Here is a 13,097-nt window from a genome sequence, read left to right as displayed (position 1 = left end):
GCAGTTGAAGGCCGTACGCTCACCCGTTCGGCCAGTCCAGACTGTCGATCGGGTCCGCGCGGCGCAGATCGGGGTCGTCGGCGGCGAAGGTACGCGCCGGACCGGGCCCGCTGGTCCTGGTTTCGAACCGCACGGTGACCACCCCGTGCCCGGCACCCTGCACCCAGCCGTGCCCGTGGTCGCGGTGGGTCACATCATTGCCGGTCGCCCACTCGTTGCGAGTGGCCACATTCTCTGCACCGCCGCCGGCCCAGGTGCCGGTGCCGTCCGCGATGACGTCACTGCCGCCACTGCTCGCGATGCCTCGGGTATCGGGCACCGAATCCGAGGTGTGCGTGGACATGCCGGGCACCCGCCCGGCCGGTGCCATAACGTCATCGAACAGCGCATACTGTTCGGTGTCACTGAGACCGGAATAGCCAACTCCGACAAGGCGAATCGGCCCGATCGACTCGGGATCGAGGGCCAGGCGCCGGGCCACCGCGGTGAGTGCGTCGAGATCGCTGGTGGCCGCGGGCAGCGTGAAGCTGCGCGTGAGCACCGACATGTCGGCACGTTTGAGTTTGAGCACGACGGTGCGGGCACCACGCCCGTCGGAAATGAGCCGACGGTGCGCGTCGGCGGCCGACCGATCGATCGCCGGCCACAGTCCCGCCATCGACACGATGTCGGTGGCGAAGGTGGATTCGGCCGAAATCTGTTTGGCCGCAGCACGTTCGGTGACCGGCCGATCGTCGACACCCCGCGCAAGCCGGTGCAGCGCCGGACCGACGGTGGAACCGAGCACGGAGGCGACCTCGACGTCCGATAACGCCGCGAGGTCGCCGATCGTGTCGATACCCAACCGGGACAGACGATCCCCGGAGACCGGGCCGATCCCCCACAGTTTCCGGACCGGTAGCGCATGCAGGAATGACAGCTCACGACTGGGCGAGATCACCATCACGCCATCGGGCTTAGCCATCCCCGAAGCAATCTTGGCGATCTGCTTACCCGAGCCGAATCCCACCGACGCGGCCAGGCCCACCTCGTCGCGGATACGCCGCCGGATATCAGCGGCGAACGCGTACGCCTGCGCGGCGGTGCATCCGACAAGCGCCTCGGGTTCGGCGAATGCCTCGTCGAAGGACAACATCTCGATCACACCCACCGTCTCGCGGACCAGCGCGAAGATCCGCTCACTGACAACCCGATAGACGGCGCCGCGCGGCGGGAGCACCACCGCGGACGCGCCGACGAGTCGCCGCGCCTGATGCATCGGCATCGCCGACGACGCGCCGAAGGCCCGAGCCATATAGCTCGCGCCCGCGACCACTCCCCGCCCACCGGCCCCCCCAACCAGCACCGGCCTGCCCCGCAGGGTCGGACGCGTCAGCTCTTCGACGGAAGCGAAGAAGGCGTCCATGTCGAGATGCATCACCCATCGCGCGCTGCGCTCGGTGTCCCCACGCTCGGTGTCCCCGCGCTCGCTGCGCTCGATGGCGTCATCCCGACCGGCGATCCCCGGGACTCCTGCAGACTCCGACACCCTTGCAGACTAGGTCCTGACCCGCCCACCGATCGTCACGGCGTCGGCACACCTGGCAGCGGGCGACTAGGCGGCAGAGACGGTGAAGACCGGGATCTGTTCGGCATGCTCCGCGAGCTGCGCCTCGGTCGCGTCCACCCCAAGCCCTTCCGGCAGGAACCGCCCGACCTCCCACCCCCACTTGTCGAGGTAGCGACGGATGATTGCGGCCCGGTCGGCCGCGGGCACCTCGACGAGCGCGACCCGGCGCGAGCGCCGGCCACGACGCAATTCTCCCGAACCCGCCACCCGTGCGTTGCGGACCCATTGGGTGGCACCACGCACCGCCACCAGGTACTCGACGCCGTCGAGGACGAGCGGATTGACCGGAATTCTCTGCGGCGTACCGGAGGTGCGACCGATCACGGTCAGGGTCTGGGCGCCGGCGAGTGAGAAGCCGTGGTCGGTCAGCCAGCGGACGAAGGCATTCATTCGGGAATCCGTCGTCGTGGGCGGGAGGTAATGGGTCATCGGAGGCCACCTTTCGTCAATTGAGAGCACCGCTCTCGTTTTGAGTATGCGCGCACCCGGCTCAAAAAACAAGAGCAATGCTCTCGGTTGTGCGATGATGGTCGCCATGCCCGGACCGACGACACGCGCACACCGCACCCGAGCCGAGAACCGGCAGACCATGGAGACCGAGATCCTGCGGCTCGGTCGGGAACATCTGAGCACCCACGGTGCCGCGGGACTGTCACTGCGCGCGATCGCGCGGGAACTCGGCGTGGTCTCCTCGGCGGTCTACCGCTATGTCCCGAGTCGCGACGAACTGCTCACCCGACTGCTCGTGGAGGGATACACCCATCTCGCGGAGTCTGTTGACGCCGCCATCGACCGCATCGACACCGAGGACCATCCCGGCCGGATCATGGCTGCCGCCAAGGCGATCCGGACCTGGGCCGTCGACAACCCGGCACGCTGGGCACTCCTCTACGGCAGCCCCGTGCCCGGATACGCGGCGCCCGCCGACCGTACCGTCAGCTCCGGCACCCGCGTCATCGCACGGCTCATCGCCGAACTCGCCGCCGCACACGACGCGGGCGTCCTCGCCACCCCGGGCTGCGAAGTCTCCCCCACGCTGTCGGTTGACCTCGATGCCATCCGCACCGAGTTCGGCAGCGACCTACCCGATGCCGCGCTGGTCACCGGGACCCTGTTGTGGGCCGCGGTGATCGGGGCGACCTCACTGGAGGTGTTCGGTCAATACGGCGCGGAGACGTTCTCGGTACCCGAGCACCTTTTCACCGCCCAGATCGACGCGGTCCTGTCATCGGCGTTGCGTTGACGGATGCTCCTCGACCGCGGTCACGACGCGCACCCGCTCGGCGATCCATCCGTGCGACGAGAGTTCCTTGACGTCGTCATCGACGTCCTACCGGTGATCGGAGCCGGGAACCTCGAGGCCCGCGCAGCGCGGTGGCGGCCTCGAGCCGCCGGACCGAGCATCCGTCCCTGGTCGGTCAGGACATCGTCGTGCGCCAGGAAGACCAGAGGGAAAAGCAATACCGGTGAGATCAGCCGTGTCGGCGCCGCCGGCGAGTGAGACCAGCCGGGCACATCCCAGCCGTTGTCCGCGGATTTTCGACGACGATCTCGACAACCAGGGCGTCGCGCACGCCTAGATCTGCGCGGCGTTCCCGGCTCCCGGTCCCCCTGGTCGAGCTCACCTTCGGGGTGCCAGGATTTCCGTTCGGCGCGAGTGACTACCGATCATCGGCACCATCGGTGCCACGCACATGTTCGGGATGGCCGGCGGTAATGCCCCCGAGAGCCTCCCCTCGAGACGCCGATCGCCCGCGCGCGTAACGCGTGCGGGCAATCGGGAATACCGCGCAGCGCGGCTCAGGCGGTGGCGCGGGTGATGTCGGCGGACACTCCGTCGCCGAGCTCGATGCCGCCCGGCGGGTCGGACTGCACCACCTCGAAGACAACCGCGAGCACCTCCCCGGCGATCAGGTCGGCGTGGGTACGGGCCCAGTCCAGGCGTGTGGCAGGCACCACCAGGCGCACCTCGATCCGATCCGAGACGTCGAGACCCAGCGCTCGCCGAGCCTCCTGGAGCTCACGGATCCGATCCTTGGCCCACCCCTCGGCCTCGAGCTCCGGGGTGACCGCGGTGTCGAGAACGACCAACCCCGCGCCGCCGGGCAATTCGGCGGTCGATTCGGGCTCCTGCGCGACAAGCCGGCGCGTGTACTCACCGGGCTCGAGGTCGATACCAGCGGCACTGACCACCTCGGTGCCGTCGTCGGTGGTGCGCACCGCCCAGTCGCCTGCCTTGACCGCCTTGATGACCCGCTGCACGTCCTTGCCCAGACGCGGACCGGCGGCCCGCGCATTCACCGCGAGCTCCTGGCGTCCATACGCATCGGCCTCGGTAGACAGCGTCACCGACTTCACGTTCATCTCGTCGGCGATCAGGTCGGTGAACGGCTCGAGTTGCCCGGCCGTCGGCGAGGCCACAGTCAGACCCGGCAGGGGCAGCCGCACCCGCAACTTGTTGGCCTTGCGCACGCTCGATGCCGTTGAGCACACCGCCTGCACCTCGTCCATTGCCGCCACCAGCGCCACGTCGGCGGGTAACTCGTCGGCGGTGGGCCAGTCGGTCAGGTGCACCGACCGCCCACCGGTGAGCCCACGCCAGATCGCCTCGGTGGCCATCGGCAACAGCGGCGCGGCAAGGCGAGAGGCCACCTCGAGCACCGTGTACAGCGTGTCGAAGGCGTCGGTGTCGGCGTCCTGACCGGCCCAGAACCTGGACCGGGACCGGCGCACATACCAGTTCGTCAGTGATTCCACGAAGCGCCGCAACGAATCACACGCGCCGGCGATGTCGTACGCATCGAGCGCGGCGGTCATCTCGTCGCGGGTCAGCGCGAGTTTGGCCAGGATGTAGCGGTCGAGCACGTTGGTCGAATCGGTCCGCCAGCTCGCCGGCCTCTCCGCGTAGAGCGCCAGGAAGCTGTAGGCATTCCACAACGGCAGCAATGCTTGTCGCACACCTTCGCGGATTCCCTTCTCGGTGACGATGAGGTTACCGCCCCGCAGCACCGGCGATGCCATCAGGAACCAGCGCATCGCATCGCTGCCGTCGCGGTCGAAGACCTCGTTGACGTCGGGGTAGTTGCGCTTGGACTTGCTCATCTTCTGCCCGTCGTCGCCGAGCACGATCCCGTGCGCGACAACACTTTTGAATGCGGGACGATCGAAGAGCGCGGTGGCCAGCACGTGCAGGTTGTAGAACCAGCCCCGGGTCTGACCGTTGTATTCGACGATGAAGTCGCCCGGATTGTGCGGTGCCAGGCCCGCGTCGGCGTCACCGTCGAACCAGTCGGCGTTCTCGAATGGGTAGTGCACCTGCGCGAACGGCATCGAACCCGACTCGAACCAGCAGTCGAAGACCTCGGGCACACGACGCATCGTCGACGCGCCGGTGGGGTCGTCCGGATTGGGCCGGGTCAACTCGTCGATGTAAGGCCGATGCAGATTGTCCGGACGCACCCCGAAGTCACGCTCAAGCGCGTCGAGCGAACCGTACACATCGGTACGCGGATAGTCCGGATTGTCGGAGACCCACACCGGGATCGGCGCACCCCAGAATCGATTTCGGCTGATATTCCAGTCACGGGCGCCTTCGAGCCACTTGCCGAACTGGCCGTCGCGGATGTGATCGGGCGCCCAGGTGATCTGCTTGTTGAGTTCGAGCATGCGCTCCTTGATCGGGGTGACCGCGACGAACCACGACGGAACAGCCATGTAGATCAACGGCTTTCCCGAGCGCCACGAATGCGGATAGGAGTGCTCAATGGTCTCGTGCCGAAGGATGCGCCCGCTCCTCCGATCGGGCCCCGCCTGGACATGGCCACCACCGGCCTTGAGATCCTTGATGATTGCCGGGTTGGCATCGAAGACCATCTGCCCCTCGTAGGTCGGCACCGCCGAAGTGAACCTACCCCCGGGATCGAGGGGCTGGACAACCTCGATGCCATTGGCGGTGGCCAGCTCCATATCCTCCTCACCGAACGCGGGAGCCAGGTGCACGATGCCGGTGCCGCTGTCGGTGGTGACATAGTCGCCGAGCAACACTCGATGGGAATTCGGATGGTCGACAAAGAAGTCGAACGGTGGCAGGTAGTGCAGGCCGGCCAGCTCCGCGCCCGGGTACCGGCCGAGTTCGGCGGTGTCGCCGAGCTCGCCCGCATACGCACCCAACAACGCCTCGGCGAGCAGATAATCGTGCCCGTCGGCGGCGCGGACGTGGACGTAGGTGACCTTGGGATTCACCGCGATCGCGAGGTTGCTCGGCAGCGTCCACGGAGTGGTCGTCCAGATCAATGCATTCACGCCGTCGAGCGGACTACCGGGAGCCACGAGCGGCATGGTCACCGTCACCGCCGGATCCTGTCGCATCCGGTAGGCGTCGTCGAGCTTGGACTCCTGGTTACTCAGCGGGGTCTGCTCGTACCAGCTGTACGGCAGCACCCGATAGCCCTGGTAGATCAAACCCTTGTCCCACAAGCGCTTGAACGCCCACATCACCGACTCCATGTAGTCGATGTCGAGGGTCTTGTAGTCGTTGTCGAAGTCGACCCAGCGTGCCTGACGGGTCACATAGTCGCGCCACTCCCCGGTGTACCGGAGCACCGAGTCACGGCAGAAGTCGTTAAACCGCTCCATGCCCATCGTCTCGATCTCCGACTTGTCGGTGATCCCGAGCTGACGTTCGGCCTCCAATTCGGCGGGCAGACCGTGTGTGTCCCAGCCGAACCGGCGCTCGACCTTCTTGCCCCGCATGGTCTGATAACGCGGGACGACGTCCTTGACGTAACCGGTGAGCAGATGCCCGTAGTGCGGCAGACCGTTGGCGAATGGCGGGCCGTCATAGAAGACGAACTCTTCGGCCAGGGACCTTTTCTCAACAGACGCACGGAAGGTGTCGTCGGCGTCCCAGTACTGCAACACGGTGCGCTCGACGTCAGGGAAAGACGGCGCACCACGCTCGCCGCCGGTCATGTCGACGCGCGGATAGATCCGGCTCCCGTCGTCGGCAGGCGACGACGTACCGGTTTCGGCGGGCTGGGGGGTATGCGGGGATTGACCTACGTCGGTCACTACTGGTCTCCTCGTGCCATCTCGATACTCCTCGGCACGGGGACGCATACCGTTTCCCGGTTGCGCGGTACCACCCCGCTTGCATTGACGACGGCCAATGCCTCTCGAGTCCCGCGCAAGGATGATGCCGGTGTCACGGGACACGGGCTGTGACGGGCCCACCCGCCCGGTTCTACTGAGAACGACCCGACGGGGACGTGCGGTTCTTCCGGGTGCTCCCCGGTGATGGCCGGATCAACGCGCACACCAGTCTAGCCGTGCCGGACCTCGTCAGGCCAAATCGTTATCCGCCACACGTCAGCCGGTCGCCGGGCGAGCCGGCCGTCACAGCTCTGGTGGGGGTACCGGAGTGTCACTGCTCGGCGGCCGCCAGTCCGGATGTAGCGGATCAACCTTCTCCGGCCGCTCCCCCGCCGTGCGGTCTCCCAGCGGCGCCGTCGGCCCGACATTGGAGGAGTGCATATCGCGAAATGGCCGTGGAGTAGGCGCCGGTCCGGGCGGCCCCGCAGGAATTCGTCCGGATCCGGGCGGGCCGAGCGGTTGTCCGCCACGCGGATCGGAAGCCGTGTTCGGACCGGTTGCGTTCGGGCCAGCGGGGTTCGACACAGCAGGGTCGGCTACCGGTGTTCGCGGCCTCGCGTCGGCGGCCCCGACCGATCGCAGATAGTCGTCATATCCCCGCTCAGCGGTCGAGGGCGCGGTGTGCCGATCGGCTTCCGGTGCGCCGGGGAGAGTAGGCAGCGGAGCAGCTTGGGTCGGCACGGACTCCGGCGGACGCGGATCACTCCCGTGTGCATCCCTCTCTGAGTCGGGTGCGCCGGGAGACGAGATCACGCCTTCCCAGAGCGCCCGACGGCGATCCTCAGTCGACTGCGTATCGGTGTCCTGGTGTTGCTCGGACACCGGCTGGGGACCACCGTCCTCGGTGCTCCTGGAGGCGTGCCGGGCATCGTCGGAGTCGTCGCCGTCTTCGTCGTGCTGCCCCGCGGCAAACCCGAAGCCACCACCGGCCTCGTCGTCGGCCCTACTGCGCCGACCACTCGACACGATATCGGCAACGAGGAAGATCAGGCCGACGAGGCAGACGACGATGCAGGCGAGGGCAAGCCACAGTGTGCCGGTGATCAGGCCGACGACAAGTAGGACGAATCCGACAAGCGTGGCAGCCAACGCCAGGGTCAGCACGTCATCGACCTAGTGTCGTCCCGTTCAGCTCTGAGAATAGCTGCTGAATCCACCGTTGCCGGGATCGGTGGAGAACGACTGATCGGCCGGGCGTCCGCTCTCGACCGGAGCCGCACTACCGCGCTGCTGAAGTTCCTCGAGCTGGGATTCCAGGTAGGTCTTGAGGCGCGTACGGTATTCGCGCTCGTAGATCTTGAGTTGCTCGATCCGCCCCTCGAGCACACCGCGCTGCTGGTTGATTGTGCCCATGATCTCGGCGTGCTTGCGCTCGGCATCACTCTGCAAGGCGTCGGCACGCTCCTGCGCCTGACGCAGCTGCGCCTCCGAGCGGGTCTGCGCGTCGGCCAGGATGGCCTCCGACCGCTGCCGCGCATCGGCGAGCATGGCCTCGGACTTGCTCTGCGCGTCGGCAACCATCGAGTCCGACCGCTGCCGCGCATCGGCCAGCAACGAGTCGGCTTCCTGCCGTGACGTGCTGGTCAGACGATCGGCGGTCTCCTGCGCAAGCGCGAGGACCTTGGCCGCACGGACGTGTGAGTCGGCATCGGCCGGTGCCGCCGCCGGAACAGAAGCCGGTGCGGCCTGGGGTTCGGGAGTGGACACCGCGAAGACCTGGGTGTGGTCCTCCGACGGCGCAGGCGCCGCAGCAGCACCCGATCGCGCTTCGGTGAGCTCGCCTTCGAGTTCTTCGACGCGTTGTTTCAGATCCGAGTTCTCGTCGATCAGACGCGCGAGTTCTGCTTCGACAAAGTCGAGGAACTGGTCCACCTCGTCTTCGTTGTAGCCGCGTTTACCGATAGGCGGTTTGCTGAACGCGACGTTGTGCACATCAGCTGGTGTCAGCCGCATGTCGGTTCCCCTCAATGTCGTTCGAGCTTGTCTTGGTCGTGCGTTATGTCAGTAGTACTGCGTCAGTCGAGTAGTTCCACGCTGTCGCGTGTCGCATTACAGACTGTCACTGACCATTCATACCAGTCAAAATCTGTAACTGGCGTCTTATCCTGTCACATCTGAACCGTTCGTAGTAGGACGTCGATGTCATCCTGCAATCAAACAGTCACTCAACCATGACATCAGCAATACGCTCTCCGGCCAAGTCGCCAGGCAATTCGGCGACCGACCTTCCCGTCCGACCTCCGTCGACGCCGGTCACATTCCGAGTGCCGACACCGCGGCCCCCACCCTGAACGACCCGACCACCTGCATCGCGATCACCACCAGGATCAGCACGATCATCAACGACAGGTCGAGGCGGACCGGGCCGAGTGGAATCGGCGGGATGATCCGCCGGAACAATTTGATCGGTGGGTCGGTCACCGTGAAGGTGATCTCGAAGATCGCCACGACGATCCCCGTCGGTCGCCATTCCCGCGCGAAGGTGCGCACCAACTCCACGACGAGCCGGGCCAGCAAGAGCAGCCAATAGACGAACAGGATGTACCAGATGACTTCGAACGCAATCGCCACTTCTCAAGAGTGCCTGACGTGAGGCACCCGCGGCCGCACCGGGGTTCCGGCACGTCGCCGCGGGCGCGAGGACGGTGATTCGGGGGAATTGCCGGACGCCTCGCAGCGCGGTGCGATATCGGGCAATCCGTACCGGTCAGGACTGGTTGTAGAACCCGGTCTCGGCGATCTTGCGCCGGTCCTCGGCCGAGACGTCAATATCGGCGGGTGAGAGCAAGAACACCTTGGTGGCCACCTTGTCGAAGGAGCCGCGCAATGCGAATGCCAGTCCGGCGGCGAAGTCGACGAGTCGCTTGGCATCGTCGTTGGTCATATTGACCAGGTCCATGATCACCGGATTGCCGTCACGGAAGCGCTCACCGATGGTGCGGGCCTCACCGTAATCGGACGGGCGCAGGGTGGTGATCTTGTGTAACGGACCGTCGGCGAACACGCGCTCGAGGTCACCCCGCTCGGCCGCGCTCGGCCGTCCGGCGCCGGTCGCGCGCAACGTTGCACCGCTCGAGCGCTGCAACGGCTCGAGCCGGGTGGCACGCACCCGCTCGGGCGACACCTCGGTGGCCGCTCGGACCACACCGCCCGCGTAGGCGTACTCCGCGCCTGCGTACCCGGGCTCGTATCCCTCGTAGCCACCCACCGCATAGCGCCGCTCCTCGGCGTAGACCTCACGATCGCGTCCGGCGAAGCCGGCCTCGCGATCCCGGTAGCCGGCGTCGCGGTAATCACCGTAGGCGGCGTCGGCGAGTGCCTCCTCCCGGTAGGACGAATCGCCGTAGTAGTCGTCGCGGTAGGCGCGCTCGCGCACAGCGGTCCGGACCGGGCCGGGGCCGGGCTCGTCGAGGTAATCGTCCTCGTACTCGCTCGGAGGCACCATGCCGAAATACGCCTTGAATTTCTGCATCGTGGTCATGTGCTGGGCCTCTCTGGTCATCCGACGCTCACGAGCGGGTGTTGCAGCTGTTGCCGGTGTGTGAGCTGTTCTCGATGGTTCTCGTGTGACTTGTGTGATTACTGAGAGAGTAACGGCCGAGATCCCATGATCGCGGTACCGACACGCACACATGTCGAGCCGTATTCGACGGCGATCGCCATGTCGGCACTCATGCCGGCCGACAGCGCTGTCGCATCCGGATACTCTCGGAGGAATCTCTCGCGGATGCGCGCCGTCCTGGCCATCCACTCCCGCACCTCACCATTGGTCGGGGCGATCACCATCAGGCCCGCCAGCCGCAACGACGGCGCCGCGACCACGCGCTGCGCGAGTTCGGGTAGCTCCGCCTCGATGACGCCACCGCGCGTCGGGTCACCGTCGAGACTGACCTGACAGAACACCCCCAGCGGCTCGGTGCGCAACTGCTCGTGCAGCGCCGCCTGCGCCGCCGTCGCCAACTGATCGACGAGCTTGTGGCGATCCACCGATTGCACCGAACGCGCCCATCGTGCAACGGTTTTCGCCTTCTTGGTCTGCACACTGCCGATCATGTCGAAGACGGCTCCGCGGCTGTCGACGAGTTCACCGAGTTCGGCGATCTTGCGACTCGCCTCCGGTTCGCGGGACTCGCCGAACTCGCGCTCGCCCAGCTCGATCAGGCGCGCGACGTCGGCGGCCGGAAAGAACTTGGTCACCACCAGCAGCTCGACGTCACCCGGCACCCGACCGGTGCGTGCGACGGCTGCGTCAAGCTCCGCGCGCACCGTGGCCAGGCGCTGCGCGAGCTCCTCGGTGCGCGGATCGCTCACCGGTCGATCCAGATGACCGACGCCAGCCGACCCGTCGGCGCGCCGCGGCGGTGACTGAACAGATCAGTGTCGGAGATCGTGCACCGCGGGTCGACGGCCACCGAGTTCACCCCGGCGGCAAGCAACTGCCGCCGGATACCGGCCCGCAGGTCCAGACCAGCGGTACCCTTCGCCGTCTGGCACGCGCTGCCGGGCAAATGCTCCTCGACGTCACGCTGCATCGCGTCGGGCACCTCGTAGCGCTCACCACCGGCCGCCGGGCCGAGGAAGGCCCCGATGCGCTCAGGACGCGCCCCGAGCCGGATCATCGCGCGCAGGGTGGCCGGCACGATACCGATGCGGGCACCGACACGACCGGCGTGAACACCGGCGATGACACCGGCCTGGTCGTCACTGAGCAGCACCGGCACACAATCAGCCGAAAGCACCGCGAGCGCCACCCTGGGCAGGGCGGTGACCAGTGCATCGGTCGCCGGCACCCGGATCGAGGGGCCGATCTTCTCGACGTCGGACGCGGTAAACGTCGACTCGTCGACCACGGTCACGTTGCGGCTGTGGATCTGCTCCATCCACACCATCCGGGACTCGTCCACCCCGATCTGGCGGGCCAGCCGCGAACGATTGGCCGCGACCGCTGCCGGGTCGTCACCGACGTGATCACCGAGATTGAAACTCTCGTACGGCGCCTGCGAGCTGCCGCCGGCGCGCGTGGTGACCACCCGACGCACCTGGGCCGCCGTCGCCGGTCCGCCGGTCTGACCCACGACTATCGCTTCATGAAGGAGGGCACATCGACGTCGTCGTCGTCGATGGTCACATTGTTGCGACGTGGCCGCTCCGGCGTCGACGACGAGGCGAAGGGATCGCCCTGACCCGACGGCATCTCACCGAACAGGGGGTCGTTCTTCGCCGGCCGGGACACGTCACCGGCCTGCGCGGCCCCGACCTTGCCCGCGCCGGCGGCCGGAGCGTCGGCACGCTTGCGCGGCGAGCCACCGTCGAACCCGGCGGCGATCACTGTGACCCGCACCTCGTCGCCGAGGTTGTCGTCGATCACCGTGCCGAAGATGATGTTCGCGTCCTCGTGGGCGGCTTCTTGGACCTGGGTCGCGGCGTTGTGGATCTCGAACAGACCGAGGTCACTGCCACCGGCGATCGAGATGAGCACACCACGCGCACCTTCCATCGACGCCTCGAGCAACGGCGAGTTGATCGCCGACTCGGCAGCCTTCTTCGCGCGGTCCTCGCCGCGCGCGGAGCCGATTCCCATCAGGGCGCTGCCAGCATCACTCATGACGCCCTTGACGTCGGCGAAGTCGACGTTGATCAGGCCCGGGGTGGTGATCAGATCGGTGATGCCCTGCACGCCGTTGAGAAGCACCTCGTCGGCGCTACGGAAGGCGTCCATGAGGCTCACCTGGGCATCGCCGAGCTGAAGCAGACGATCGTTGGGGATGACGATCAGGGTGTCGCACGATTCACGCAGCGCGGTGATCCCTGCCTCTGCCTGGCCACCGCGGCGCTTGCCCTCGAATGCGAACGGTCGCGTCACCACGCCGACGGTCAGTGCGCCAAGCTTGCGGGCGATCTGGGCCACCACCGGTGCACCACCGGTGCCGGTGCCGCCGCCCTCTCCCGCGGTCACGAAGACCATATCGGCGCCCTTAAGGAGCTCCTCGATCTCGTCGCGGGCGTCTTCGGCCGCACGCCGGCCGACCTCGGGATCTGCACCGGCGCCGAGCCCCCTGGTCGAGTCACGTCCGACGTCGAGCTTGACGTCGGCGTCGCTCATCAGCAGCGCCTGGGCGTCGGTATTGATGGCGATGAACTCCACCCCCTTGAGCCCCTGCTCGATCATGCGGTTCACGGCGTTGACGCCGCCGCCGCCGATGCCGACGACCTTGATCACGGCCAGGTAGTTGTGCGGTGGCGTCATGACGCTCGCCTTCCTCTTGTCGATCGCGAAACCCTAAACCTCAACCATAGATTCAGAGTTATGTCAAGTAGTGATGTTGGGATTGACGCT

Annotated in this window: 11 protein-coding genes; 2 read left to right on the top strand and 9 right to left on the bottom strand. The window is 66.7% G+C overall.

Annotated features, from left to right (window positions below; all coding sequences use genetic code 11):
• Nucleotides 1–19: 19 nt before the first annotated feature.
• Both EF294_RS08090 and EF294_RS08085 read right to left on the bottom strand, forming a co-directional pair.
• Nucleotides 20–1,528, bottom strand: coding sequence for a DNA polymerase IV (locus tag EF294_RS08090; RefSeq protein WP_123927959.1), 1,509 nt, complete (start codon nucleotides 1,526–1,528; stop codon nucleotides 20–22).
• 66 nt (nucleotides 1,529–1,594) lie between these two features.
• Nucleotides 1,595–2,038, bottom strand: a complete 444-nt coding sequence (locus EF294_RS08085) for a PNPOx family protein (RefSeq protein ID WP_123927956.1) — start codon at nucleotides 2,036–2,038, stop codon at nucleotides 1,595–1,597.
• Nucleotides 2,039–2,144: 106 nt separating this feature from the next.
• Between EF294_RS08085 and EF294_RS08080 the strand changes: the two genes are divergently transcribed.
• Nucleotides 2,145–2,852 carry a TetR/AcrR family transcriptional regulator gene (locus EF294_RS08080; RefSeq protein WP_246007750.1) on the top strand — a complete coding sequence of 236 codons (708 nt, stop codon included), beginning with the start codon at nucleotides 2,145–2,147 and terminating at the stop codon, nucleotides 2,850–2,852.
• A gap of 557 nt (nucleotides 2,853–3,409) precedes the next feature.
• Here EF294_RS08080 and ileS read toward each other — a convergent pair.
• Nucleotides 3,410–6,679 (bottom strand): isoleucine--tRNA ligase, encoded by a 3,270-nt coding sequence (gene ileS / locus EF294_RS08070; protein WP_123927950.1) that lies wholly within the window; start codon nucleotides 6,677–6,679, stop codon nucleotides 3,410–3,412.
• A gap of 888 nt (nucleotides 6,680–7,567) precedes the next feature.
• Between ileS and EF294_RS21370 the strand changes: the two genes are divergently transcribed.
• Nucleotides 7,568–7,822 (top strand): hypothetical protein, encoded by a 255-nt coding sequence (locus EF294_RS21370; RefSeq protein WP_185090988.1) that lies wholly within the window; start codon nucleotides 7,568–7,570, stop codon nucleotides 7,820–7,822.
• Nucleotides 7,823–7,888: 66 nt separating this feature from the next.
• Here EF294_RS21370 and wag31 read toward each other — a convergent pair whose 3' ends face one another.
• The 6 genes from wag31 to ftsZ form a co-directional block, all read right to left on the bottom strand.
• Nucleotides 7,889–8,713, bottom strand: a complete 825-nt coding sequence (gene wag31, locus EF294_RS08060; protein WP_123927944.1) for a DivIVA-like cell division protein Wag31 — start codon at nucleotides 8,711–8,713, stop codon at nucleotides 7,889–7,891.
• A gap of 300 nt (nucleotides 8,714–9,013) precedes the next feature.
• Nucleotides 9,014–9,331, bottom strand: a complete 318-nt coding sequence (locus tag EF294_RS08055; protein WP_123927941.1) for a YggT family protein — start codon at nucleotides 9,329–9,331, stop codon at nucleotides 9,014–9,016.
• A 136-nt stretch (nucleotides 9,332–9,467) separates the two neighbouring features.
• The gene (locus EF294_RS08050) at nucleotides 9,468–10,241 is read right to left on the bottom strand and encodes a cell division protein SepF (protein WP_123927939.1); all 774 of its coding nucleotides are present in this window, start codon (nucleotides 10,239–10,241) and stop codon (nucleotides 9,468–9,470) included.
• A 98-nt stretch (nucleotides 10,242–10,339) separates the two neighbouring features.
• Nucleotides 10,340–11,071: a YggS family pyridoxal phosphate-dependent enzyme gene (locus EF294_RS08045; protein ID WP_123927936.1), complete on the bottom strand. Its 732-nt coding sequence runs from the start codon at nucleotides 11,069–11,071 to the stop codon at nucleotides 10,340–10,342.
• Nucleotides 11,068–11,835 (bottom strand): peptidoglycan editing factor PgeF, encoded by a 768-nt coding sequence (gene pgeF, locus EF294_RS08040; RefSeq protein WP_123927933.1) that lies wholly within the window; start codon nucleotides 11,833–11,835, stop codon nucleotides 11,068–11,070. Before pgeF ends, EF294_RS08045 begins: the two co-directional genes overlap by 4 nt.
• 2 nt (nucleotides 11,836–11,837) lie before the next feature.
• Nucleotides 11,838–13,007: a cell division protein FtsZ gene (gene ftsZ / locus EF294_RS08035; RefSeq protein WP_123927920.1), complete on the bottom strand. Its 1,170-nt coding sequence runs from the start codon at nucleotides 13,005–13,007 to the stop codon at nucleotides 11,838–11,840.
• Nucleotides 13,008–13,097: the final 90 nt, after the last annotated feature.

Source organism: Gordonia oryzae (genome assembly GCF_003797185.1).
Lineage (GTDB): Bacteria > Actinomycetota > Actinomycetes > Mycobacteriales > Mycobacteriaceae > Gordonia > Gordonia oryzae.
This window is presented reverse-complemented; position numbering and strand designations above follow the sequence as displayed.